Below are 21,945 nucleotides of genomic sequence, written 5' to 3'. Positions count from 1 at the left end.
CGACAAGGGCGTCGAGCCCACCGTCGTCGAGTATCTGAAGGCCGGCTGGACGCGCGAACAGCTCGAGGATCTGCTGAAGCGGATGGGGCTGGGCGCCCACGACATCCTGCGGGTGCGGGGCACGAACGCCGAGGCGTTGGGCCTGACCGATCCGAACGTGTCGGACGAGGCGATCATCGCGGCGATGATCATCGAGCCGATCCTGGTGAACCGCCCGATCGTGGTGACGCCCAAGGGCGCGGCGCTCTGCCGGCCGGCGGACCTGGCCCTGACCCTGCTCTAGCCCCCGCGGCGGACCCCAGTGCGGCCCAAAGCCGGCTGAGGTCGGCCCCAACGAAAAACGCCCGGCGCGAGGCCGGGCGTTCCCGTGACGAATGCCAGTCGTCAGGCGTCGAAGGTGATGACCGAGCGGGCGACGGCGCCCGTCTTCATCTCTTCGAAGGCCTCGTTGACCTGGTCCAGCCGGATCCGGCGGCTGATCATGTCGTCGAGGTGCAGCTTGCCGGCCATGTAGGCGTCGACCAGGCGGGGCATGTCGACCGGGAAGCGGTTCGAGCCCATCAGCGAGCCCTGGATGCGCTTCTCGGCGAGGAAGGCCGCGCCCATCAGGCTGATGCTCTGGCCGACCGGGATCATGCCGATCACGTTGGCGGTGCCGCCGCGGGCCAGCATGTTGAACGACTGCTCGGCGGTCGCCGCCAGGCCGATGGCCTCGAAGCTGTGCTGCACGCCGCCGCGGGTCATCTCGATGACGGTCTTCACCGCGTCCGGGCCACCCAGCACGAAGTCGGTGGCGCCCATCGACTTGGCCAGGTTCTCCTTGCCGGGCGCCATGTCGATGGCGATGATCCGGCCGGCGCCGGCGAGCGCCGCGCCGTTGACCGCCGCGAGGCCGACGCCGCCACAGCCGATGACGGCCACCGTGTCGCCCGGACGCACGTTCGAGGTGTGGATCACGGCGCCGACGCCGGTCATCACGCCGCAGCCGATCAGGGCGGCGCGGTCCAGCGGCATGTCCTTGCGGATGGCGACGCACGCGTTTTCGTGGATCAGCATCTGTTCGGCGAACGACGACAGGTTCAGGTACTGCAGCATCGGGCCGTTGGCCGACGACAGGCGCGGCTCGTCCTCGTCGCGACGCTTGGTCTCGGGCGACACGCAGCGGCTCATGTGGCCCGTCACGCAATGGTCGCAGTGGCCGCAGAAGGCCGAGAGGCAGGTGATGACGTGATCGCCCGGCTTCACGTTGCGGACTTCCGACCCCACCGCCTCGACGACGCCCGCGCTCTCGTGACCGAGGACGGCCGGCATCGGGTGGGGGTACTTGCCCTCGATGAAGTGGAGGTCCGAGTGGCAGACGCCGGCGGCGGCGGTGCGGATCAGCACCTCGCGCGGGCCAGGCTTGGAGATCTGCACATCCTCGATCTGAAGCGGCTTGCCCACTTCACGCAGCACGGCGGCCTTCATGGCGTTCCCTTCCTCTCGAACAGTTGTTGGGCACAGCCTTATCGCCGTTCAGATGGCGCTGGGAAGCCCCTATCGCGGTAACAACTGCGCCTCGACAACGCCACAGGAGCCTTCCATCTAAGCCATGATGGATGCTGCGCCGCCCGAGAGGGCCGTCACCACGCTCGACGTGTTCCTGGCCTTCCTGCGCCAGGGCCTGACGGCGTTCGGCGGGCCGATGGCGCACCTGGGCTATTTCCGCCGCGAGTTCGTGGAGAAGCGGGGCTGGCTCTCCGAGGCCGCCTACGCCGACCTCCTGGCGCTCTGCCACTTCCTGCCCGGACCGGCGTCGAGCCAGATGGGCATGGCCATCGGCCTGCGGCAGGCCGGCCTCGGCGGCGCCCTGGCGGCCTTCGCCGGCTTCACCCTGCCCGCCGCGGTGCTGATGCTGGCCTTCGCCGCCTGCGCGCCCGCGATCTCGGCGCAGTTCGGCGCGGCCTGGATCCACGGGCTGAAGGTGGCGGTGGCGGCGGTGGTGCTGCAGGCCGTCGTGCAGATGGCCCGCACCCTCGCCGTCGGACCGGTCCGCGCCGGCATGGCGATCGGCTCGGCGGCCGGCCTCATCCTGGTTCAGGGCCCGGTGGCCCAGGTCGCCGCGCTGGCGGCCGGCGGGCTGTTCGGCATGGCCCTCCTGCGCGGCGAGGCCCCCGAGGCGGCGCCCGACGCCGTCGGCGGGATGATCGACACGCAGAGCGCGATCGTCGCGCTCGGCCTGTTCGCCCTGCTGCTGGTCGGCCTGCCGCTTGCGGCGAACCTGCTCCAGAACCCCGGCCTGGGCCTGGCCAGCGTCTTCTACCGCACCGGATCGCTGGTGTTCGGCGGCGGCCATGTCGTGCTGCCGCTGCTGGAGCGCGAGATCGTCGAGCGGCGCTGGCTCGACCGGGAGACGTTCCTGGCAGGCTACGGGGTGGTCCAGGCCCTGCCCGGCCCGCTGTTCAGCTTCGCGGCCTACGTCGGCGCGCGCCAGTCGTATGGCCCCGGCGGCCTGACCGGCGGCCTGATCGCGCTCTTCGCCATCTACCTGCCCAGCCTGCTGCTGGTCACCGGCGTCCTGCCGTTCTGGGACCGCCTGAAGCGCGAGGGGTGGGCCCGCGGGCTGATGGCCGGCGTCTGCGCCACCGTCGTCGGCCTGCTCGCCGCCGCCCTGTGGGACCCGGTGATCGTCACCACCGTGCGCGTCCCTGCCGACTGGGCGCTGATCGCCGCGGCCTTCGTCTTCCTGCAGGTGGCGAAGCTGCCGCCCTGGCTGGTTGTGATCGGCTTCGCGGTGGCGACGGGGCTGCTGCTGTAGCCGCCCCGCCGCCGCGAGGTTCAGATCGCGGCGGACGCCTTCGGGAGCTTGCCGGGGAACAGCGCGGGCAGCTTTGGCCAGCGGAACGTCCAGAGGCTGGGCCGCGTCGGGATGCAGGCCTCGATGGCCGCCAGCAGGATCTCGGACGGCCCATCGTTCAGGAAGTGGTTGGCGCCTTCCGTGCGGACGACGCGGATCGGCCGACGCGTCACGGTCTCGGCGGCGAGCTTCTCGGCCACCTCGACCGGGGCGAAGTCGTCCTGGTCGCCATGGACGATGTGGATGGGCACGTTGACGCGGCTGAGCGCGCGCTTGGCGTGGCGCAGTTGCGGCTTCTGGCCGGTCACCTCGATGACGGCGTTGCGCAGGTCGCGCGGGATCATCTTCAGCGCCTTGCCGCCCAGGTCGAGCAGCCAGCGCGCGGTGGGCCCCGCCTCGCCGAAGAACCCGGAGAGCAGGACCAGGCCCGCGACCCGGCCGGGGTTCTGGTCGGCCATGATCGAGGCGATGGCGGCGCCGTAGCTCTGGCCCACCAGCAGCACCTTCTGGCCGCGCGCGGCGCGCAGCACGGGGGCCAGCGCCTCGGCCTGGACACGGATGTCGGTCACCGGATGCAGCGGCTCGGAGGCCGCATATCCCGGCCGGTCGACCACGATCATCTCACGGTCCTGCGGCAGGTCGGCCAGGGTCTCGGACCAGTACTCGGCCCACGACGGCGCGCCCGTGATCACGACGATCTTCCACGGCGCGACGTGATCGCGCGGGGTCTCGATCGCCGAGATGCGCCAGCCGTGGCCGCCGCCGGCCACGAAGCTGGTGCGGCGCACGACATGCTCGGGGTAGTCGGCCGACGTGGGCGCGTGTTCGGTCCGGCCCTTGGCGGCGGCTTCGATCGCCGCCCACCCCATCTGCAACACGCCCTTAGGCCGCTTCCTGCCCAACGCTCGTCTCCTGACGTCCACCATGGCCCGTGAAGCCTGAACGCACGGTTCAAGAGCTGGTTCGGTTGCGTTCAGGTCATGAATCCGATGCTGGAACGGGTGTGATCCACCGGTCACGCAGTTCGCGCTTCAGCACCTTGCCGGTGGGGCCCAGCGGCAGCTCCTCGACGATGCGGACCTCGTCGGGCGTCCACCACCTGGCGACCCGGGCGCCGACGTGGGCCTTCACCTCCTCCGGGTCGACGGACTGGCCGGGCCGCAGCGTGATCAGGAGCAGCGGCCGCTCGTCCCACTTCGGATGCGGCATGCCCACGGCCGCGGCCATGGCGACGGCCGGGTGCGAGCAGGCGGCGTCCTCGAGGTCGAGGGTGGATATCCACTCGCCGCCCGACTTGATCACGTCCTTGGCCCGGTCCGTCAGGCGCAGGTAGCCCTCGGGGTCGATGGTGGCGATGTCGCCCGTGTCGAACCAGCCGTCGGCGGTGAAGGCGCCCGCGCCGTCCTGCTTGAAATAGGCCGAGGACACCCACGGCCCGCGCACCTGCAGCGCCCCGGTCGACTTGCCGTCGCGCGGCAGCTCGGCGCCGTCCTCGCCCACGATGCGGAGCTCGGCGCCCCAGAGGCCCCGGCCCTGCTTGAGCTTGCGCTGCATCGTGGCCTCGGCGCTCTCGCCGGCATGGGTGGGCAGCGCGGTGTTGATGACGCCCAGCGGCGAGGTCTCGGTCATGCCCCAGATCTGGCGCACCTTGCCGCCCAGCCGCTGCTCGACGCGGGAGATCAGGGCCGCGGTCGGCGCCGAGCCGCCGATGGCGATGGTGCGCACGCTGTCGAGCTGCCCGCCGGTCTGGTCGAGATGGTCGGCGACGCCCACCCAGATGGTCGGCACGCCCAGCAGGAAGGTCACCTCCTCGGCGGCGATCAGCTCGGCGATGCTGGGCCCGTCCAGCGCCCGGCCGGGCAGCACCAGCTTCGCGCCCACCAGCGGCGCCGCGTAGGGCGTACACCAGGCGTTGGCGTGGTACATCTGGGCGCACGGCATCACCACGTCGCGGGCCGAAAGGTCGAAGGCGTCGGGCAGCGCCAGCGCCAGGGCGTGCAGGCAGGTCGAGCGGTGGCCGTAGAGCACGCCCTTCGGGTTGCCCGTGGTGCCCGAGGTGTAGCAGAGGCCGGACGCGCTCTTCTCGTCGAGGTCCGGCCAGGCGAAGTCCGGCGTCTGCGCCGCGAGCAGGTCCTCGTAGACCAGGACGCCGGCCGGAGCGTGGGCGGCGTCGGTCATGGCGACGAGCGTCTTCACCGTCGTCATCTGCGGCGCGAGCCTCGCCACCTGCTCGGAAAAGGTGATGTCGAACAGCAGGACCGAGTCCTCGGCGTGGTCGGCCACCCAGACGATCTGGTCGTCGTGCAGCCGCGGATTGATGGTGTGCAGGATCGCGCCGATGCCGGTGACGGCGAAGTAGAGCTCGAAGTGCCGGTGCGTGCTCCAGGCCAGGGTCGCCACCCGGTCGCCGGGCCTCACGCCCAGCGCCAGCAGCGCCTTGGCCATCTGCCTGGCCCGCCCCAGCGCGTCCGCGTAGCCATAGCGATGGATCGGCCCCTCCACCGTGCGCGTCACCACCTCGCGGTCGGCGTGGTAGAGCGCGGCGTGCTCCAGGATCGAAGGCAGCGTCAGCGGCCGGTCCATCATGAGCGCGAGCATTCGGGACGTCCTTCCGCGGGCTTCGGACAAGGCTAGCGCATCCGCGCCGACCTGCCAGCCGGCGCATGAGGCCAGCCCACGCATGAGGAGTGAGCGATCGGCGGCAAGTCTTGAGTTCCGCCCCCGCCCGGTGTCTGGTTCGGCGAAAGACATCGGGAGGAGCCACCATGAACGCGGTCCTGGACAGCCTCGACTTCGACCCCGACGCCCTGCGCGCCAGGTATCGCGCCGAGCGCGACCGGCGCCTGCGGGCCGACGGCAACGAGCAGTACGTCGAGATGGCGGCCGACTTCGCCCACTACATCGACGACCCCTACGTGGACCCGGGCTTCACGCGCGCGCCGTTGACCGACAGCGTCGACGTGGTGGTCGTGGGCGGCGGCTTCGGCGGGCTGATCGCCGCGGCGCGCCTGCGCGAGGCCGGCGTCCAGGACATCCGCATCATCGAGAAGGGCGGCGACTTCGGCGGCACCTGGTACTGGAACCGCTATCCGGGCGCCCAGTGCGACATCGAGGCCTACATCTACCTGCCGCTGCTGGAGGAGACGAACTTCGTCCCGAAGGAGAAGTACAGCTACGCCAAGGAGATCCGCGAGCACGCGACCCGGATCGGCGAGCACTACGACCTCTATTCCAAGGCCTGCTTCCAGACCGAGATCCGCGAGATCCGCTGGCTGGAGGACGAGAACCGCTGGCTGATCACCACCAACCGCGACGACGCCATGAAGGCCCGCTACGTGGTGATGTCGAGCGGGCCGCTGAACCGGCCGAAGCTGCCGGGCCTGCCCGGCATCGGCGACTTCAAGGGCCACAGCTTCCACACCAGCCGCTGGGACTACGCCTACACGGGCGGCTCGTCCGAGGGCGGGCTGACGAACCTCGCCGACAAGCGCGTGGCGATCATCGGCACGGGGGCCACGGCCATCCAGTGCGTCCCGCACCTGGGCCTGCACGCCAAGCAGCTCTACGTCTTCCAGCGCACGCCCAGCTCCGTGGACCTGCGCGGCAACCGGCCGACCGATCCCGCGTGGGTGAAGACGCTGACGCCCGGCTGGCAGAAGCGCCGGATGCGCAATTTCAACACCCTGGTCAGCGGCCTGCCGCAGGACGAGGACCTGGTGCAGGACGGCTGGACCGACATCATCCGCAACCTGGGCGCCGGGGTCGCGGCCCGGCTCGCGGCGGGCGACGCCAACGCGCTCGATCCCCAGGAACTGGCCCGGCAGATGGAGCTGTCGGACTTCCGGAAGATGAACCAGATCCGGGCGCGGGTGGACGCCGTCGTGCAGGACCCTGCGACCGCGGAGGCGCTGAAGCCCTGGTATCGCCAGTTCTGCAAGCGGCCCACCTTCAACGACGACTACCTGCCGACCTTCAACCGCCCGAACGTCACCCTGGTCGACACCCTGGGCCGCGGCGTCGACCGCGTGACCGAGAAGGGCCTGGTGTTCGACGGCGTCGAGTACGAGGTCGACTGCATCATCTTCGCCACCGGCTTCGAGGTCGGCACGGCCTACACCCGCCGCGCGGGCTTCGAGATCGTGGGCCGGGGCGGCCGGAAACTGTCGGACCACTGGAGCGACGGGATGCGCACCCTGCACGGCCTGTCCGCCGCCGGGTTCCCGAACTGCTTCCACCTGGGCATCACGCAGAACACGCTGACGCCGAACTTCCCCCACATGCTGGACGAACAGGCGGCCCACGTCGCGCACGTCGTCCGCGAGACGGACCTGCGCCAGGCGCAGGTGGTCGAGGTGACCGCGGAGGGCGAGGCCGGCTGGCTGCAGACGATCCGCGACACCGCGCTCAACAACCTGGCGTTCCGCCAGGACTGCACGCCCGGCTACTACAACGGCGAAGGCCATGCGGGCGAGGGCAAGGGCCTGTTCGACAACCTCTACGGCCCCGGCTCAGACGCCTTCTTCGCGCTCGCCAAGCAGTGGCGCGACGAGGGCGAGCTGAAGGGGTTGGAGATGCGCTGACCGACCAGCCCCCGCGCGAGCGGAGGCTCAGTCGTTTTGGAACCGCGGAATACGCGGAATGACGCGGAAATCGGCCCAGACTCCTTCCGCGAAGTTCGGCGTACTCCGCGGTTCAGATTGGACGGCGCCTACGGCGCGCGGCGATGGCTAGTCGTCGAAGCCGACGAAGACGGTGGCTTCCTTCACCGACTTGCGTTCGGAGACCACCGCGTTGGCCGGGAAGGCGTCGTCGGGCCAGCCCAGCGCGATGCTCTTCATGATCACCTGGTCGTCCGCGACGCCCGCGTGTTCGCGCACCACGGGCGACTGCATGATGCCCTGGCTGTTGATCACCGCGCCCAGCCCGCGCGACCAGGCGGCGTTGACCAGCGCGGTGGCCACCGCGCCGCAGTCGAAGGGCGCGTCGTCCATGCCCTCCAGCTCCTTGTCGAAGGTCACGATCACGCAGACCGGGGCGTCGAACTGGCGGAAGCCGCGGAGCACCCAGTCCTGGCGGCCTTCCTTGTCGTCGCGCGCGATGCCCATGGCGCCGAACAGTTGTTTGGCCACGCCGACCTGCCGGTCTCGGTGCTTGCCCTCGAAGCCCTTCGTCCCGATGCGGAACTCGCGCGACTGCGGCACGCCCGAGACGTTGCGCTCGGTGTTGCCCGCGCGGATCCGGTCCAGCGGCTCGCCGGTGATGACGTAGAAGTTCCAGGGCTGCACGTTCATCGACGACGGCGAGCGCATCGCCAGGCCGATGATCTCCTCGATCAGTTCCCTGGGAACCGGGTCGGGCTTGTAGCCGCGGATCGAGCGGCGGCCGAGGACGACATCGTCATAGGTGGGCGTGGGCGGCTGTGTCATGGCGCACCCGATAGCACGGGCGCCTGCCTGACGTTACGTCCGCCGCCTTCCGCGGCCACGTGGACCCGCCTCACGCCCATCCCGGCGGCGGCTCGAGGATGAACCGCGCCCGCTGTTCGGGCGTCGGGACCATGCAGGCCTCGCGCCTGCCCATGAGGCGGTAGCGGTTGCGGGCCATCAGCAGGTAGACGGCGTCCCTCCAGCCCTTGGGGACCACGCGCAGCATCCCGAACGCCGACCACGGCGGCCCCAGCCTGCGCACGAGCGCCAGCACCGCGTCGGACGCGTCGAGCGGCCGGCCGTGGTCGAAGAACAGGAAGCTGTCGGGGTTCTCCAGGTCCAGCCCATGCTTCGCCGCGATGGCCCGGCCGAACGGCGACTGCAGGGGCGTGAACCGCAACGTCCCCGCGCGGTCGAGCCGCAGCGCCAGGCGCACCGAGCCCGAGCAGAAGTTGCAGACGCCGTCGAACAGCCAGAGGCCGTCCAGCTCGTGGGACATGCCGCCCTTCTGCCCGGCGCCGCCCAAGCTAGGCGCCGAAGATCCAGCCCGGCGTCAGCGTGCTCATCTGGACGCCGACGAGGATCATCTGGCCGCCACCGGTCATGCTGATGACCGTGTCGGCGCCCGACTGGGCCACCGTGAACTGGGTTCCGGGATCCAGCATCACCCGGTCGCCTTCCGCCAGGCTGAAGTCGGTCACGCGGTCCAGCCCCGCGTCGCCGAAGGTGTGGAACAGGTCCGCGCCGGTCCCGCCCGTCATGGTGTCGTCGCCCTTGTCGCCCGAGACGAAGTCGGCGCCCGCCCCGCCGCTGACGACGTCGTTGTCCTGGCCGCCGCGGATGGTGTCGGCGCCCGCCCCGCCCTCGCAACTGTCGGCGCCGAGGTTGCCGTAGACGAGGTTGTTCCCCGCCGAGCCCGAGAGCGTGTCGTTGTCCTTGCCGCCCACCACCCAGTCGTCGCCGCCGCCCGAGACGCAGCTATCGTCGCCCATGTTGCCGTTGATGTCGTCGAAGGCCGATCCCCCGACGATGGTGTCGTTTCCCTCGTCGCCGCGCAGGTAGTTGACCCCGCCGCCGCCGAAGATGACGTCGTTCCCCGCCCCGCCGCTCATGGTCTCGCCGTCGTTGTCGCCCATGAACCCATCGGCGCCCGCCGTGCCGGTCTGGGTGAGGCCCTGGTCGGTGCGCAACTGGACCCGGTAGTTCTCGACGCCGCCGAAGGCGCCGCGCCAGCTTATGACGTCGATCCGGCCGTCGCCGTCGAGGTCGCCGGCGAAGCGCTGGACGAACTCGTCGGTCACCAGGGTGTTCTCCGGCATCTCCAGGAAGCGGCCCGTGCCGTCGTTCAGGTAGATCGGCGTCTTCACGTGGTTGGTGGCGAAGATGTCCAGATAGCCGTCGCCGTTGATGTCGAGCACCTGGATGCGCTCGATGTACTGGCCGTCGGGGGTGCGGGTGCTGGCGGGCAGGCGGCTCAGGGTCTCGTCGCGGAACGTGAGGTCGCCGTTGTTGATCAGCACCTGGACGTAGGGCCGGAAGGCGCCGGTTCCGTCGTCGCGCGAGAAGGTGGAGACCACGTCGGGCAGGCCGTCGCCGTTCGCGTCGAAGGTCTTGGCGTCGACGTTGTTGGTGTTGCGGATGTCGGCGATGGCCGGCATCGGCGGATTGACCGGCGCAACCGTGAAGTTGCCGCGGCCGTCGTTGATGAACAGCCGGTTCGGCGTGGCGGCGGCGCCCGAGGTGCCGAGGAACAGGTCCAGGTCGCCGTCGCGGTCGACATCGAGGAACGCCTCGGAGTTCCAGGTCTCGGACGTGGCGTTGAACGGCGCGCCGGCGATGGCGGGCAGGCCGCTGCGGCTCAGCGTGAAGTTCCCGGCGCCGTCGTTGATCAGGAAGTAGGGCCTGGGATCGCCGTTGCCGATGAAGAGGTCGAGGTCGCCGTCGCCGTCGATGTCCGCCGCCTCGGCCGAGTGGCTGAAATTGTTGCCGATCGCCGGCAGCCGGTTCGAGGCGTCGATGAGACCCGTCGCGCCGGACGAAAGGACCAGCGTGTTGGGCGCGCCCGGGAACGGCGGCGCGTCCAGGCCGATGTCGGCGAAGAAGATGTCGAGGCGGCCGTCGCGGTTGAAGTCGCCGGCCACGGCCTCGCTCGGGAAGATCGCCGTGGGCGCCCCGCCCGGGAACAGCGTGGCGGTGATGTCGCTGAAGCCGCCGGCCCCGTCGCCGCCCAGCACGCGGATCGGCACGGCGCGGTTCTCGAGCGGGAAGACGAAGTAGCCGACCGCGACGTCGGCCCTCCCGTCGCCGTTCAGGTCGCCGATCACGAACTCGGTCGCCGCCGCGGTCGTGAAGCCCGCGCGCAGCGGCAACGAGAAGTCGCCCGACGTGAAGTAGTTCGGCACCTCAGCCCCCCGGGAGCGCACCCGAGGGCCAAGCTAGGGACCGCCGCCGCCGCAGGGCAAGCGCTATCGTCGGCAAGCCGACCCCGCCTAAGCCGCCATCCGGGCCTTGAAAACGCCGTCGGGAAGTCGGGCCGACTTGCTGGGGTGGATGAAGAAGTAGTCCTTCCAGGGCAGACCCTCGACGAGGGTCGTGCGCTCCTCCAGCCGGTCGCCGTTGAGGGCGAACATGCGGTAGCCGCGGTCTCGGAAGATATCGAGCACCGCCTCGCCCGAGGCGCCGAAGCGCTCGGCGAGCATGGCCGGGTGGATCTCCAGCAGCACGTGCGGGCGGTCGCGGTCGAGGATGCCGACAGCGCCCATCAGGGCCCGCAGCTCGGCGCCCTCGATGTCCATGCGGATGAAGTCGACCTTGTCGACGCCGTGCTCGGCGCAGAAGGCGTCCAGGGTCAGCACCGGCGTCGGCTGCACGTCCATGCCGGTATCGTCGAGGTCGGGACGCGCGCGCCCCTCGGGCCGGGCCTCGGCCACGTAGGCATAGGCGCGGCCCATGCGGCCCGAACTCTTCTTCGGCGTCACCAGCAGCAGTTCGCCCGGCTTGTCGGCCGCCGCGGCGTGGACGGGCGTCACCTGCTTGCCGATGCCGTGCCAGGCGACGCAGGTCTTCAGCACCTCGAAGGCGAAGGCCGACGGCTCGAAGGCGTAGATGCGGGCCTTGGGCGCCACCTGGGTCATCACATACGAGTGGCGGCCGTCGCTGGCGCCCACGTGCAGGCACACCGGCGCGCCCGAGAGCAGGTCGGCGAGGTAGGGCGTCTCGGGCTCGTGCTTGGCCCACGTCCTGTTGCGGCGCCAGGCGCGGAAGGCGTGCCCCAGCACACGGAGCGATGGCATCGGTACTCCCTTGTCCGCCCCCGAAGGTCCGCCCCTAAGCGGCGTCGCGGACCACCGTCATCATGTAGTTCACGTCGGTGTCGCTCGATTCCGTCCACCGGCCGGTGAGCGGGTTGAATACGACGCCGAAGGGCCCGTCCACAACGACGGGTTGCCCGGACAGGAAGTCGCGGATCTCGTCGGGCTTCAGGAACCTGTTCCAGTCGTGCGCGCCGACCGGCAGCCAGCGCAGGACGTACTCGGCGCCGATCTTGGCCAGCGCCAGCGCCTTCAGGGTGCGGTTCAGCGTGGCGACGATCATCAGGCCGCCGGGCTTCAGCAGCCTCGCGCAGTCGCGCAGATACTCGCCCGGATCGGCGACGTGCTCGATCACCTCCATGTTGAGGATCACGTCGAACGGGGGCTCGCCCGCGGCCAGCAGCGCCTCGGCCGTGGCGGCGCGGTAGTCGATCGCGAGGCCCTGCCCGGCCGCGTGCGTCGAGGCGGTGGCGATGTTCTTCTCCGAGGCGTCCACGCCGGTGACCTGGAAGCCGAGCCGGCTCATCGGCTCGGACAGGAGCCCGCCGCCGCACCCGATGTCGAGCAGGCGCAGGCCCTCGAAGGGCCGGCGCGCCCTGGCGTCACGGCCGAAGCGGTAGAGCGCCTGGTCCCGGATGAAGGCGAGGCGCACGGGGTTGAACCTGTGCAGCGGCGCGAACTTGCCGCGCGGGTCCCACCACTCGGCCGCGATCTTCGAAAACGTCTCGACCTCGGCAGGATCGATGCTGGATCGGGCGGCGCCTTGCGAACTCATGCCCCCTCATAGTCCCTAAGCCGGCGGAAACGAAGGACTCCGGGCGTTGCGACGGACGCGTGACGCCGCTATGAGGCTCCGCCCTTCGGCGGCGCAACATCGGGGAACGCTCGCTAGTCCATGTCCCGGCTCGTGATGAAATTCGGCGGCACGTCGGTGGCCGACCTGGAGCGGATCCGGCGCGTGGCGCGGCTGGTGGCGGCCGAGAAGGCGGCGGGGCATGACGTGGCCGTGGTCGTCTCCGCCATGGCCGGCAAGACCAACGAGCTCGTCGCCTGGACCGACGGCGCCGGCCCCGCGGCACAGGGCCTTCCCCCCTCGGACGACGAGTACGACGTGGTCGTGGCCTCGGGCGAACAGGTGACCGCGGGCCTGCTGGCCATGACGCTGCGCAACATGGGCCTGCGCGCGCGTTCCTGGATGGGCTGGCAGATCCCGATCGTCGCCGACGACGCCCACGGCAAGGCCCGCATCGACGACATCCCGCCCGAGAAGCTCGGCGCGGCGATGGACAGCGGCGAGATCGCCGTGATCGCCGGCTTCCAGGGCGTCACCCGCGACGGCCGCATCGCCACCCTGGGCCGCGGCGGCTCCGATACCTCGGCCGTGGCGATCGCCGCGGCGGTCGGCGGGGCGTGCGACATCTACACCGACGTGGACGGCGTCTACACGACCGACCCACGCATCGAGTCCAAGGCCAGGAAGCTGCCGAAGATCTCCTACGAGGAGATGCTGGAGATGGCGTCGCTGGGCGCCAAGGTGCTGCAGACCCGGTCGGTGGAACTGGCCATGGCCTACGGCGTGCCCGTGCGCGTCCTGTCGAGTTTTGTGGAGCCGGGTGAAGCCCCCGGCCAGGGCACCATCGTGTGCGACGAGGAGGAGATCGTGGAGAAGCGGATCGTGAGCGGCGTGGCCTACAGCCGCGACGAGGCGAAAATCAGCCTCTTCGGCCTGCCCGACCATCCCGGCGTGTCGTCCACCATCTTCGGCGCGCTGGCCGACGCCAACGTGAACGTCGACATGATCGTGCAGAGCCACGCCCGCGTCGCCGACACGGCCAACATGGAGTTCACGGTCGGCAAGCGCGACGCGCAGCGGGCCGTCGACATCGTGCAGAGCCTCAAGGCGGAGGTGGGCTTCGAGGACGTCCGCCTGAACGACGACGTCGCCAAGGTCTCGGTCATCGGGGTCGGCATGCGCAGCCACACCGGCGTCGCCAAGGCGATGTTCGAGGCGCTGGCGTCGAAGGGCGTGAACATCCAGGTGATCTCGACGTCCGAGATCAAGATCAGCGTCCTGATCGAAGCCGCCTACACCGAACTCGCGGTTCGCGCCCTGCACGCGGCCTACGGGCTCGACCAGCTCTAGCCAGGGCCTTCGGCGCTCCGGCGTCCAAGGCTCTAGTGTCCCGATTCCGAAGTTCGCAAGCGCGTGAGGCGGACTCAGTCGAACTTCGGAATCGATAAGGACACTAGAGAAATATTTGTTTCTAGTGTGCTTTTTGGATCTGAAGTTCGCTCGGCGCTCCGGCTCAGAAGCGGGCGAACTTCAGATCCAGCACACTAGGCGGCGCCCAGGCCCGCCTGGCCGGCGGGGGTTTCCCAACTGAGGATCACGCCGCGCTCGGCGAGGCCGGCGAGCAGGCGATGCACATGCTTGGCGTTGTCGGCGAGGAGGAGTTGCAGGCCGGGCCGCGCGAGGATCTCGGGCGTGATCGCCACGCCTGCGGCGCGGCGTTCGCACAGCCCGTCCTCGGCCATCTGCAGGATGTGGCGGCGCACCGTCTCGCTGGGCAGCCGGAGCTGGGCGGCGATCGTCTTCACGGAGACCGGCGCGGCGGCGTCGCCCAGGGCGGCGCTCAGGAGCGCGGTCAGGATCAGCGACGAGATCACGTTGCCCGCCTCGCGCATCAGCCCTTCGCAGGTGCGGAGCACGTAGTCGGAGAGCAGGCGGGCGGCGGCGCGGATCGGGACGTCCGGCTCCAGCGCGTAGGCCGAGCCCGGAAGCTCGTCGACGAGGCCATTGGCGGCCAGGTCGAAATAGAAGGCCCTCAGGCGCAGGTGCCCCGACATCACCGAGCGCAGGTAGCTCGGCGAGGTCAGGAAGGCCGCCGGCACGAGCACGCCCTCGACGCCCACCGCGCAGACGCCGTCGGCGGCCAGGCGGCCGATGCGCCGGCGCACCGTCTCGAACGGCAGGCCCAGCGAGGCGGCGATGGCGTTGATGCTGACCGGGCGGCGCTCGTCGTCGCGCGCCGGCGCCTCGAGCTGCCCATAGCGGGCGCGGGCGTCGGGGTCGCGGGTCAGCGGCGCGATGTTGGCCTGATTGATCGCCAGCACGAGCAGCGCCTCGAGCGGTTCGAGGCCCGCCACGCCACCCGCCATCTCGTCGAGCAGGAAGGCGGTCGACAGGCGCGCGAGGGCGACGTCGCGGGTCGCGGTCTCCAGAACGTCATGGTCCGCCAGGCTCATGAGCCGCGATCAAAGCTCCTGCCCGCCAGCCTTGGCAATGCGGCAAACTTGGGCGCCCCTATGCGGCTTCGGCGGCCCTGGCGCTGCCGGTCAGGCGGAACGCGGCCCAGGTCCCGACCACGGCCAGCGGGATGACGGAGACGAACACCCACAGGGACGCCGAGCGCGCCGAGGCGTCGGTGAGGCCGGCCGAGAAGCCCGCCAGGTTGGCCGCGACGCCCGCGATGGCGGCTCCGGCCGCGGCGCCGCTCTGCCGCACGGCGGTAATGCCGGACGAGCCGATGGCGCGATCCGCGTCGCTGAGCGCGGCCAGCACGCGGCGGCTCATGAACGCCCAGGAGAAGCCGAACGCCGCGCCCATCAGCCCGCCGCCGAACAGCACCCAGACCAGCGGCCCGTCGGCCATCGCCCAGGCCAGGATCGCCAGGCTGGCCACCAGCAGCAGCGGCCCGAACCGGGTCCAGCGCGCGTCCCAGACCGCGCCCGCGTGCGCCACCGCCATCGCCGCGAGGGTCCACGCCGCCGACTCCGCGGCGATGGCGTAGCCGGCCCAGAGCGGCGTGAAGCCGCGCAACTGCTGCAGGATCGGCGGACCGTAGATCGAGAATCCCATGGAGGCGGCGGTCAGCGCGAACATGGCCAGGTAGCCCGAGCCCACCACCGTCGTCAGGTCGCCGGCGCGGTGGGGCAGGAGGCGCACGCGGGCCCGGCCGTCGATCCAGACCACCAGGCCCAGGATCGCGAACCCCGCCAGGACCAGGCCGATGGACGCCGTTGCGGTGGGCGCCAGGTCTGCGAACCCGATGGCCGAGACGCCGACCCCCAGCACGCCGAGCTGGACCCACGGGATGCCGGGACCGCCCTCTCCCTTCGTGGACCCGCCCAGCAGGAACGGCGCGGCGGCGCTGAAGACGGCCGACTGCAGGGCGAAGAGCCAGAAGACGTCGCGCCAGTCGCCAGTCTCCACGACGATCCCGCCGAACAGCGGACCCAGCACCGTGGCGACGCCCCAGACGAAGGTGACCGCGGCGAAGACGCGGGCCAGATGCCGCTCCGGGAAGAGGAACGCGATGGCCACCATCGCGAAGCCCGAGATCCAGCCCGAACCCAGCCCCTGCACCAGCCGTCCCAGCAGGAAGATCTCGACGTTCGGCGCCATCGCGCTCATCACGCAGCCCAGCGCCATGACCACGCCCACGATGGCGGTGGCCGAGCGGAGGCCGAAGATCTCGGAGAGCCGCCCGGCGCTGGCGCCCGCGAGGATCGCGCCCACGAAGAAGCCGGCGGTGGCCCAGGAGAAGTATTCGTAGCCGCCGAGGCTGGCGCCCACGCTGGGCAGGATGGTCGAGGTCACCAGGCTGTCGGCCGCGTTCAGCCAGACGCCCAGCATGATCAGGGCGAACCGCGGCAGGCGGCCGCCGGCCAGCAGGTCGGCCCAGGTGTTGTCCTGCCTCTTCGTTTCGGCAAACTCGGACATGTCGAAGCGCGCCGCTGCGCCTACCGGGTCACGTCTTCGCCGGCGCGCCGGGCAGCGTCGGCTCGAAGCCGGGTTGCCAGTGGTTGGCGGTGCCCGAGGTCACGTACCAACTGATCAGCAGCGCGCAGATCAGGGCCCCCGGCACGTAGGAGTTCGTGCGCCGGTAGGTCCAGGCGCCGACGACGCCGATGATCCCCAGCAGCGGCACGAACTGGATCGCGACGATGACGTTCAGCGGCTCGGTCGGCGTCGCGAGGAAGCCGGTCGAAAACAGCGTCGCGTACTCCCAGATCACCAGCACGCCGAAGCCGGCCGCCATGGCGATCTTGCCCCACGAGATGGCGGCCAGCAGCCCCTCGCCCCTCACCGCGATGTTGGCGGCGAGGCCGCGGATCGCGACCAGGAAGAACAGGCTCCAGAGGATGAGGTAACCCGGCAGTTGCAGCGCCCGCGTCGCATCGAGCGGCTTCAGGCCCAGCACCCAGAATCGGTAGTCCACCTTGAACGCCGCATCGATGACCAGGATCGAGACGTAGGCGACCGCCATGGTGGCCAGCGCCGCCAGCATCGAGAGCCCCCAGCGGTTCGTGAAGGCCGGCCGGCTGCGCAGCACCAGGCCGATGATCAGCGAGATCGCCGCCGTGCCCAGCGCCCAGACCAGGAGCTGGTTCTGCACCCACTGCGGGAACGCGGCCATCGGGAAGAAGATCTGCCCCAGCTTCATCAGCGGGAAGTAGGTGAGCGCCGGCAGCGCCGCGCTGATCGCCAGCGACAGCCACCACCGCCCGCTGCGCCGCTCGACCGCCGGTTCCGCCGGCCGGTTCAGGGCCGCGAAGAACGGCAGGCCCAGCAGGACGTCGAAGGTCGTCACGATCAGGCCCAGCAGGCCGATGAAGGCGATCAGCGTGCCGATCTCCTTCCAGAGCCAGACCTGGTCGGCCGCCGGCATGGCGTGCGGCGGCGGGATGGTGCGCTGGAACCAGTCGACCGCATCGCCGACGCCGGCCGACGAGAAATGCTCCCACGGATGGGTGATCGGCGGGTTGGCCAGGATGCGCGCGCTGCCATCGGCGATCGACCCGTAGAGGCGGCCCTCCTCCACCGGACCGGCCACGCCGAACAGCCTGGCGAGCTTCGGGCTGCTGGCGACGGCGCTCCCCTTCGGCACGCCCCACATCAGGCCCGCGAACTCGTCGTACTGGCCGAAGACGACGGCGAGGTTCCTCGGCCGTTCCGGCGCCGGGGCGCCCAGCAGGCCCGGCGTCGAGCCCTCCAGCACGATGGCCCGATAGCCCTCGGGATCCGACAAGGCGGCGGCCATGACCGGGCCGCTGCCCATCGAGTGGCCCTCGAGGCCGATGGCCGCCTTGTCGACGAACGGCAGGCCCTTCAGATGCCTGAGCGCCGCCGGGCCGCCGAAGCCGGCCGTGCCGACGATGCCGCCCGAATAGCCGTGGCCGGTCATGTCCATGGCGAGCACGACGTAGCCGCGGCGCGACAGCTCGATGGCGAACGGCGACTGCATCTCGCGGGTGTTGATGTAGCCGTGGCTGACCAGCACCCCCGGCGCCGGCGTCGCCGCCGTCGCGCCTCTCGGCCGGTAGAGCAGGCCGGCGACGGTGACGCCCTGCCCGGCCGGGATGCGGACCTCGCTGACCGAGACCTGCCCGCCGTCGGTCTGCACCCGGCTCGCCAGAAACGCGCCGGCCAGCACCACCAGCCAGGCGAGCGCAAACGCCACCCACTTCCGCATGCCCAGTCCCCGTCCCGCCGTCGTCTCGTCGGCGCGGACGATGCGCCCGCCACGGCCGGGGTTCAAGCGGCCCGGCTCAGGCGCCGAAGATCCAGTTTCCGGTGAGCGAACTCATCGCCACGCCGACCAGGATCATCTGGCCGCCGCCGGTCATGCTGATGACCGTGTCCGCGCCCACCTGGCTCACCGTGTACTGCGTTCCCGGATCGAGTTGCACACGGTCGCCTTGCGCGAGGCTGAAGTCGGTGACCCGGTCGATCCCCGCATCGCCGAACGTGTGGAAGTTATCGGCCCCGAGGCCGCCGGTCATGGTGTCGTCGCCCTTGTCGCCCGAGACGAAGTCGTCGCCGTTCCCGCCGTTCACGAGGTCGTTGTCCTGGCCCCCGCGGACGATGTCGTTTCCGTCGTCGCCGTTGCAGGTGTCGTTGCCGAGATTGCCGTAGACGAGATCGTAGTCCGCGCCGCCCGACAGGCTGTCGTTGTCCTTGCCGCCGACGCAATAGTCCTCGCCCGCACCGGTCGAGACGGTGTCGTTGCCCATGTTGCCGTTGATGTCGTCGAAGGCCGATCCCCCGACGAGCACGTCGTCGCCCTCGTCGCCACGGATGTAGTCGCGCCCGCCGCCGCCGACGATGACGTCGTTCCCGGCCAGGCCGTTGATGGTCTCCGCCCGTCCGCCGCCCATCAGGCCGTCGGCGCCCGCCGTGCCCACCTGCGTCGTCCCCGGATCGCCGGCGAGGCTGATGCGCATGAACTCCTGGCCGCCGCCGCGCCCGGTCCAGGCGATGAGGTCGAGCCGGCCGTCTGCGTTCACGTCGCCGACCGCGTAGGTGTCGCCGGCCCCGCCGGGCAGCGTGCCGGCCGGCATGTGGATGAAGCGGCCGGTTCCGTCGTTCAGCGCCAGCGGCGCGGCCGTGCCGTCGGCGTAGAGGAGGTCCTTCGCGCCGTCGCCGTTGATGTCGGCCAGGATCAGGCCTCCGCGCGTCAGGGAGATGTTCTGGAACGAGGCCGGCACACGCTGGGCCGTCTCGTCCACGAACACCCCGCCGCCCTGGTTGATGAGCGTCTGGGTGTAGGCGCGCGCGCCGTCGGCGCCGATCGTGTAGACGACGACCAGGTCCTCGCGGCCATCGCCGTTCAGGTCGAGGGACTGGGCGTCGATGGCGTCCGAGCCTGCCGTGTAGGGGGCGGGCAACGGCGGCGCGGCCGACGCCTCCGAGAAGCGCCCGGTCCCGTCGTTCAGCAGCAGCCTGTTGACGCCGTTCTGGCGCGCCGCGCCGAGGAACAGGTCGCGGTCGCCGTCGCCGTCGGCGTCGAAGAACGCCTCGGTCGTGAAGATGATGTTTCCCGGCGCGCCGACCGAGGCCGGCAGGCGGTCGGAGGCGACCGTGAAGCGGCCCGTCCCGTCGTTGATCAGGAAATAGGGCGCCGGGTTCGCCTCGGCGCCCACGAAGATGTCGAGATCGCCGTCGCGGTCGATGTCCACGGCTTCGGTCGAGTGGGTGAAGGCCCGCTGCGCCGGCAACTGCGACGTCGCGTTGGCGAGCCCGCCGGCCCCGCTCGACAGCACCAGCGTATTCTGCCCGCCCGGAAACGGCGGCCCGTCGAGGCCCTGGTCGGCGACGAACAGGTCGGGGCGTCCGTCGCGGTTGAAGTCGCCGACGGTCAGGTCGCGGGGATGGACGTTCTGCGGCAGGTTCGCGCCGAACAGCGCGTCGGTGCGGTCGGCGAAGCCGCCCAGACCGTCGCCGGCCATCACCCGCAGCGGGACCGCGCGATCCTCGATCGGCCCCAGGGAATAGGTGACGATGAAATCGAGCTTTCCATCACCGGTGAAGTCACCGGGGGTGATCCGGTAGGCATAGAGGTTGTCGAACCCGGCGCGGATCGCGAGCGTGAGGCCGCTCGACACATAGTATTGCGGCATCTGGCCCCCTCGCCGACCCGCCATCGACTAAGCACGACCCGCGGATTCCAGGAAGCCTGAGCGTCGATACTCGGGCGTTTCCGCGCTTCGCAGGCGCGCCTTGTCGGCGCATAGTCCTGAAAACGACAAGGGGAGGATCAGATGCCGTATGCGCCCGCGGACCGCGCGTTCTATGACGCCGACAGCCACATCATGGAGCTGCCGGACTTCCTGAAGGCCTACGCCGACCCCGGCCTGCGCGACGAGATCCCGGAGGTCAGCTACTCGGCCTCGATCGTCACCGACGAAGAGGTGGCGGTGATCGTGGGCCAGGGCAACCGGCACTCGCCCCAGCATGTGGCCGAACAGGTGGCGCTCGGCGACCGGCTGATCGAGAAGTCCAAGGAGATCCAGGCGCTGGGCGCCTTCGACGCCGCCGACCGTTCGACCGCCATGGACCTGCTGGGGTTCAGGAAGCAGCTCGTGTTCGCCACCCACAGCGTGGCGATGCCGTTCTCGCCCTCGTCGAAGCTGGAGCCCCGCCTGCGCTACGGCGCCGCCCGCGCGCACAACCGGCACATGGCCGAGTTCTGCAAGGCCGACCCGCGGCTGATGGGCGTCGCCGTCGTGCCGCTGGACGACCCCGGGCTCGCCATGGCCGAGCTGGAGTTCGCGCTCTCGGCCGGGCTGAAGGCCGCCTGGGTGCCGCACCGCCCCTGCGGCGACCGCTCGCCGGGCCACGTCGATCTCGACCCCTTCTGGGCGCGGCTGGCCGAGACGGGCACGCCCTTCCTGCTGCACGTCGGCGGCGCGCCGCTGCAACTCGCCAAGGCCTGGATGAACAACGGCCGCCCGCCGACCAAGGACTGGCTGGGCGGTGGCGAGAACCTGCGCACCAAGGACGTCGCCCTGCTGCACGAGGGTCCCGAACAGTTCCTGACCATGATGGTGCTCGACGGGGTGCTGGAGCGGCACCCGACGCTGCGCGGCGCATCGGTGGAGCTGGGCGCCGGCTGGGTCCCGGAGCTGCTCCGCCGGCTGGACTGGGTGGTGAAGCACTGGAGCCGCAACGACGCCAACCTCCAGGCCCTGCGCCGCACGCCCAGCGAACAGCTCACCCAGCAGCTCGCCTTCACGCCGTTCGTCTTCGAGGAGGTCGGCGCCTTCATCGACCAGTCGAACGCCGACCTCTACCTGTTCTCGTCGGACTATCCGCACATCGAGGGCGGGCGGAACCCGATCGGGCGCTTCGAGGCGGCGCTGGGCGAGCGGCCGGCCGCGGTGCGCGACAAGTTCTATGCGGAGAACTTCCTGCGGATCTTCCCGGAAGCCGCCTGACCGGCCGGCCCGCAGGCGTATCCCCGATGTCCGACCCGCACCCCCGCCACGAGGCCGTGGGCGAGGCGTTCTCGCTCGACGCGATGCTGAAGGCGCGCGACCTGACGTTCGAGGCGGTGCGCAGGATCGGCGCCGCGATCCGGCCCGGCATGACCGAGGGCCGCGGCGGCGAGATCGCCCAGGACGTGCTGGAGTCCATGGGCATGGAGCGCCTGTGGCACCGCAACGTCGTGCGCTTCGGCCCCGGCACGCTGGAGACGTTCTTCGGCGACTTCCAGCCCGACTACGTGCTCGCGGCCGACGACATCTTCTATGTCGACCTCGGGGCGGTCTGGGACGGCCATGAGGGCGACGCCGGCGACACCTTCACGGTGGGGAACGACCCCGAGATGGCCGCCTGCGCCGAGGCCGCCCGCACGCTCTGGCGCGAGGTCGCCGCCCGCTGGCGCGACGAGGGCCTCTCGGGCGCGGCGCTCTACGACTTCGCCGTGACGCGCGCCGAGGCGATGGGCTGGCGGCTGAACTGGGAGGTGAAGGGCCACCGCGTCTCGGACTTCCCCCACGCCATCTACAAGGCCGGCGCCCTGGGCGACTTCGACGCCCCGCCGACCACCGGCCTCTGGATCCTGGAGATCCAGATCGCGCACCCGAC

The 21,945-nt window shown here is 70.7% G+C and carries 18 protein-coding genes; 6 read left to right on the top strand and 12 right to left on the bottom strand.

Going from position 1 to position 21,945, the window contains the following annotated elements; all coding sequences use genetic code 11:
* A partial coding sequence (locus tag JNL41_RS22265) for an ArsC/Spx/MgsR family protein (protein ID WP_293478477.1) occupies nt 1–283 on the top strand: 283 nt, incomplete at its 5' end.
* A gap of 101 nt (nt 284–384) precedes the next feature.
* On the opposite strand, the gene JNL41_RS22260 is transcribed toward JNL41_RS22265, so the two are convergent.
* Nucleotides 385–1,467 carry a Zn-dependent alcohol dehydrogenase gene (locus JNL41_RS22260; RefSeq protein ID WP_293478476.1) on the bottom strand — a complete coding sequence of 361 codons (1,083 nt, stop codon included), beginning with the start codon at nt 1,465–1,467 and terminating at the stop codon, nt 385–387.
* A gap of 124 nt (nt 1,468–1,591) precedes the next feature.
* On the opposite strand from JNL41_RS22260, the gene chrA reads away from it, so the two are divergent.
* Nucleotides 1,592–2,797 carry a chromate efflux transporter gene (gene chrA, locus JNL41_RS22255; RefSeq protein ID WP_293478475.1) on the top strand — a complete coding sequence of 402 codons (1,206 nt, stop codon included), beginning with the start codon at nt 1,592–1,594 and terminating at the stop codon, nt 2,795–2,797.
* Nucleotides 2,798–2,817: 20 nt separating this feature from the next.
* Here the strand turns inward: chrA and JNL41_RS22250 are convergent, their stop codons facing one another.
* A complete protein-coding gene (locus tag JNL41_RS22250) occupies nt 2,818–3,705 on the bottom strand; it encodes an alpha/beta hydrolase (RefSeq protein ID WP_293478478.1) in 888 nt (295 codons plus the stop codon).
* Nucleotides 3,706–3,814: 109 nt separating this feature from the next.
* A complete protein-coding gene (locus JNL41_RS22245) occupies nt 3,815–5,434 on the bottom strand; it encodes a long-chain fatty acid--CoA ligase (protein WP_293478474.1) in 1,620 nt (539 codons plus the stop codon).
* A 167-nt stretch (nt 5,435–5,601) separates the two neighbouring features.
* Here JNL41_RS22245 and JNL41_RS22240 point away from each other — a divergent pair, with 167 nt between their 5' ends.
* A complete protein-coding gene (locus JNL41_RS22240) occupies nt 5,602–7,416 on the top strand; it encodes an NAD(P)/FAD-dependent oxidoreductase (protein ID WP_293478473.1) in 1,815 nt (604 codons plus the stop codon).
* A 147-nt stretch (nt 7,417–7,563) separates the two neighbouring features.
* Here JNL41_RS22240 and JNL41_RS22235 read toward each other — a convergent pair whose 3' ends face one another.
* The 5 genes from JNL41_RS22235 to ubiG form a co-directional block, all read right to left on the bottom strand.
* Nucleotides 7,564–8,262 carry a nitroreductase gene (locus JNL41_RS22235; protein WP_293478472.1) on the bottom strand — a complete coding sequence of 233 codons (699 nt, stop codon included), beginning with the start codon at nt 8,260–8,262 and terminating at the stop codon, nt 7,564–7,566.
* Nucleotides 8,263–8,332: 70 nt separating this feature from the next.
* On the bottom strand, nt 8,333–8,761 hold the full coding sequence (locus tag JNL41_RS22230) for a thiol-disulfide oxidoreductase DCC family protein (protein WP_293478471.1): 429 nt from the start codon (nt 8,759–8,761) through the stop codon (nt 8,333–8,335).
* 28 nt (nt 8,762–8,789) lie between these two features.
* Nucleotides 8,790–10,664 carry an FG-GAP-like repeat-containing protein gene (locus tag JNL41_RS22225; RefSeq protein ID WP_293478470.1) on the bottom strand — a complete coding sequence of 625 codons (1,875 nt, stop codon included), beginning with the start codon at nt 10,662–10,664 and terminating at the stop codon, nt 8,790–8,792.
* An 87-nt stretch (nt 10,665–10,751) separates the two neighbouring features.
* A complete protein-coding gene (locus tag JNL41_RS22220) occupies nt 10,752–11,555 on the bottom strand; it encodes an FkbM family methyltransferase (RefSeq protein ID WP_293478469.1) in 804 nt (267 codons plus the stop codon).
* A gap of 34 nt (nt 11,556–11,589) precedes the next feature.
* The gene (gene ubiG, locus JNL41_RS22215; protein WP_293478468.1) at nt 11,590–12,348 is read right to left on the bottom strand and encodes a bifunctional 2-polyprenyl-6-hydroxyphenol methylase/3-demethylubiquinol 3-O-methyltransferase UbiG; all 759 of its coding nucleotides are present in this window, start codon (nt 12,346–12,348) and stop codon (nt 11,590–11,592) included.
* Nucleotides 12,349–12,468: 120 nt separating this feature from the next.
* Between ubiG and JNL41_RS22210 the strand changes: the two genes are divergently transcribed.
* The gene (locus tag JNL41_RS22210) at nt 12,469–13,716 is read left to right on the top strand and encodes an aspartate kinase (RefSeq protein ID WP_293478467.1); all 1,248 of its coding nucleotides are present in this window, start codon (nt 12,469–12,471) and stop codon (nt 13,714–13,716) included.
* 194 nt (nt 13,717–13,910) lie between these two features.
* Here the strand turns inward: JNL41_RS22210 and JNL41_RS22205 are convergent, their stop codons facing one another.
* Genes JNL41_RS22205 through JNL41_RS22190 form a run of 4 tightly spaced genes read right to left on the bottom strand, consistent with a single transcriptional unit; the run spans nt 13,911 to nt 19,976 of the window.
* A complete protein-coding gene (locus JNL41_RS22205; RefSeq protein ID WP_293478466.1) occupies nt 13,911–14,819 on the bottom strand; it encodes a hypothetical protein in 909 nt (302 codons plus the stop codon).
* A gap of 58 nt (nt 14,820–14,877) precedes the next feature.
* Nucleotides 14,878–16,296 (bottom strand): MFS transporter, encoded by a 1,419-nt coding sequence (locus tag JNL41_RS22200; protein ID WP_293478465.1) that lies wholly within the window; start codon nt 16,294–16,296, stop codon nt 14,878–14,880.
* Nucleotides 16,297–16,324: 28 nt separating this feature from the next.
* A complete protein-coding gene (locus tag JNL41_RS22195) occupies nt 16,325–18,115 on the bottom strand; it encodes an alpha/beta fold hydrolase (RefSeq protein ID WP_293478464.1) in 1,791 nt (596 codons plus the stop codon).
* A 10-nt stretch (nt 18,116–18,125) separates the two neighbouring features.
* Nucleotides 18,126–19,976 (bottom strand): FG-GAP-like repeat-containing protein, encoded by a 1,851-nt coding sequence (locus JNL41_RS22190; protein WP_293478463.1) that lies wholly within the window; start codon nt 19,974–19,976, stop codon nt 18,126–18,128.
* A gap of 141 nt (nt 19,977–20,117) precedes the next feature.
* Here JNL41_RS22190 and JNL41_RS22185 point away from each other — a divergent pair, with 141 nt between their 5' ends.
* Nucleotides 20,118–21,293: an amidohydrolase family protein gene (locus tag JNL41_RS22185; RefSeq protein WP_293478462.1), complete on the top strand. Its 1,176-nt coding sequence runs from the start codon at nt 20,118–20,120 to the stop codon at nt 21,291–21,293.
* A gap of 26 nt (nt 21,294–21,319) precedes the next feature.
* A partial coding sequence (locus tag JNL41_RS22180; protein WP_293478461.1) for a M24 family metallopeptidase occupies nt 21,320–21,945 on the top strand: 626 nt, incomplete at its 3' end.

This window comes from Phenylobacterium sp., from assembly GCF_016793285.1.
In the GTDB taxonomy this organism is placed as follows: domain Bacteria; phylum Pseudomonadota; class Alphaproteobacteria; order Caulobacterales; family Caulobacteraceae; genus Phenylobacterium.
This window is presented reverse-complemented; position numbering and strand designations above follow the sequence as displayed.

What these genes read in the sequence shown, in the direction of transcription:
- JNL41_RS22205 (WP_293478466.1), bottom strand. Translation starts at nt 14,819, where the DNA reads ATGAGCCTGGCGGACCATGACGTTCTGGAGACCGCGACCCGCGACGTC.
- JNL41_RS22250 (WP_293478478.1), bottom strand. Translation starts at nt 3,705, where the DNA reads ATGGGGTGGGCGGCGATCGAAGCCGCCGCCAAGGGCCGGACCGAACAC.
- JNL41_RS22240 (WP_293478473.1), top strand. Translation starts at nt 5,602, where the DNA reads ATGAACGCGGTCCTGGACAGCCTCGACTTCGACCCCGACGCCCTGCGC.
- ubiG (WP_293478468.1), bottom strand. Translation starts at nt 12,348, where the DNA reads ATGAGTTCGCAAGGCGCCGCCCGATCCAGCATCGATCCTGCCGAGGTC.
- chrA (WP_293478475.1), top strand. Translation starts at nt 1,592, where the DNA reads ATGATGGATGCTGCGCCGCCCGAGAGGGCCGTCACCACGCTCGACGTG.
- JNL41_RS22245 (WP_293478474.1), bottom strand. Translation starts at nt 5,434, where the DNA reads ATGCTCGCGCTCATGATGGACCGGCCGCTGACGCTGCCTTCGATCCTG.
- JNL41_RS22230 (WP_293478471.1), bottom strand. Translation starts at nt 8,761, where the DNA reads ATGTCCCACGAGCTGGACGGCCTCTGGCTGTTCGACGGCGTCTGCAAC.
- JNL41_RS22185 (WP_293478462.1), top strand. Translation starts at nt 20,118, where the DNA reads ATGCCGTATGCGCCCGCGGACCGCGCGTTCTATGACGCCGACAGCCAC.
- JNL41_RS22235 (WP_293478472.1), bottom strand. Translation starts at nt 8,262, where the DNA reads ATGACACAGCCGCCCACGCCCACCTATGACGATGTCGTCCTCGGCCGC.
- JNL41_RS22260 (WP_293478476.1), bottom strand. Translation starts at nt 1,467, where the DNA reads ATGAAGGCCGCCGTGCTGCGTGAAGTGGGCAAGCCGCTTCAGATCGAG.
- JNL41_RS22190 (WP_293478463.1), bottom strand. Translation starts at nt 19,976, where the DNA reads ATGCCGCAATACTATGTGTCGAGCGGCCTCACGCTCGCGATCCGCGCC.
- JNL41_RS22200 (WP_293478465.1), bottom strand. Translation starts at nt 16,296, where the DNA reads ATGTCCGAGTTTGCCGAAACGAAGAGGCAGGACAACACCTGGGCCGAC.
- JNL41_RS22210 (WP_293478467.1), top strand. Translation starts at nt 12,469, where the DNA reads ATGTCCCGGCTCGTGATGAAATTCGGCGGCACGTCGGTGGCCGACCTG.
- JNL41_RS22220 (WP_293478469.1), bottom strand. Translation starts at nt 11,555, where the DNA reads ATGCCATCGCTCCGTGTGCTGGGGCACGCCTTCCGCGCCTGGCGCCGC.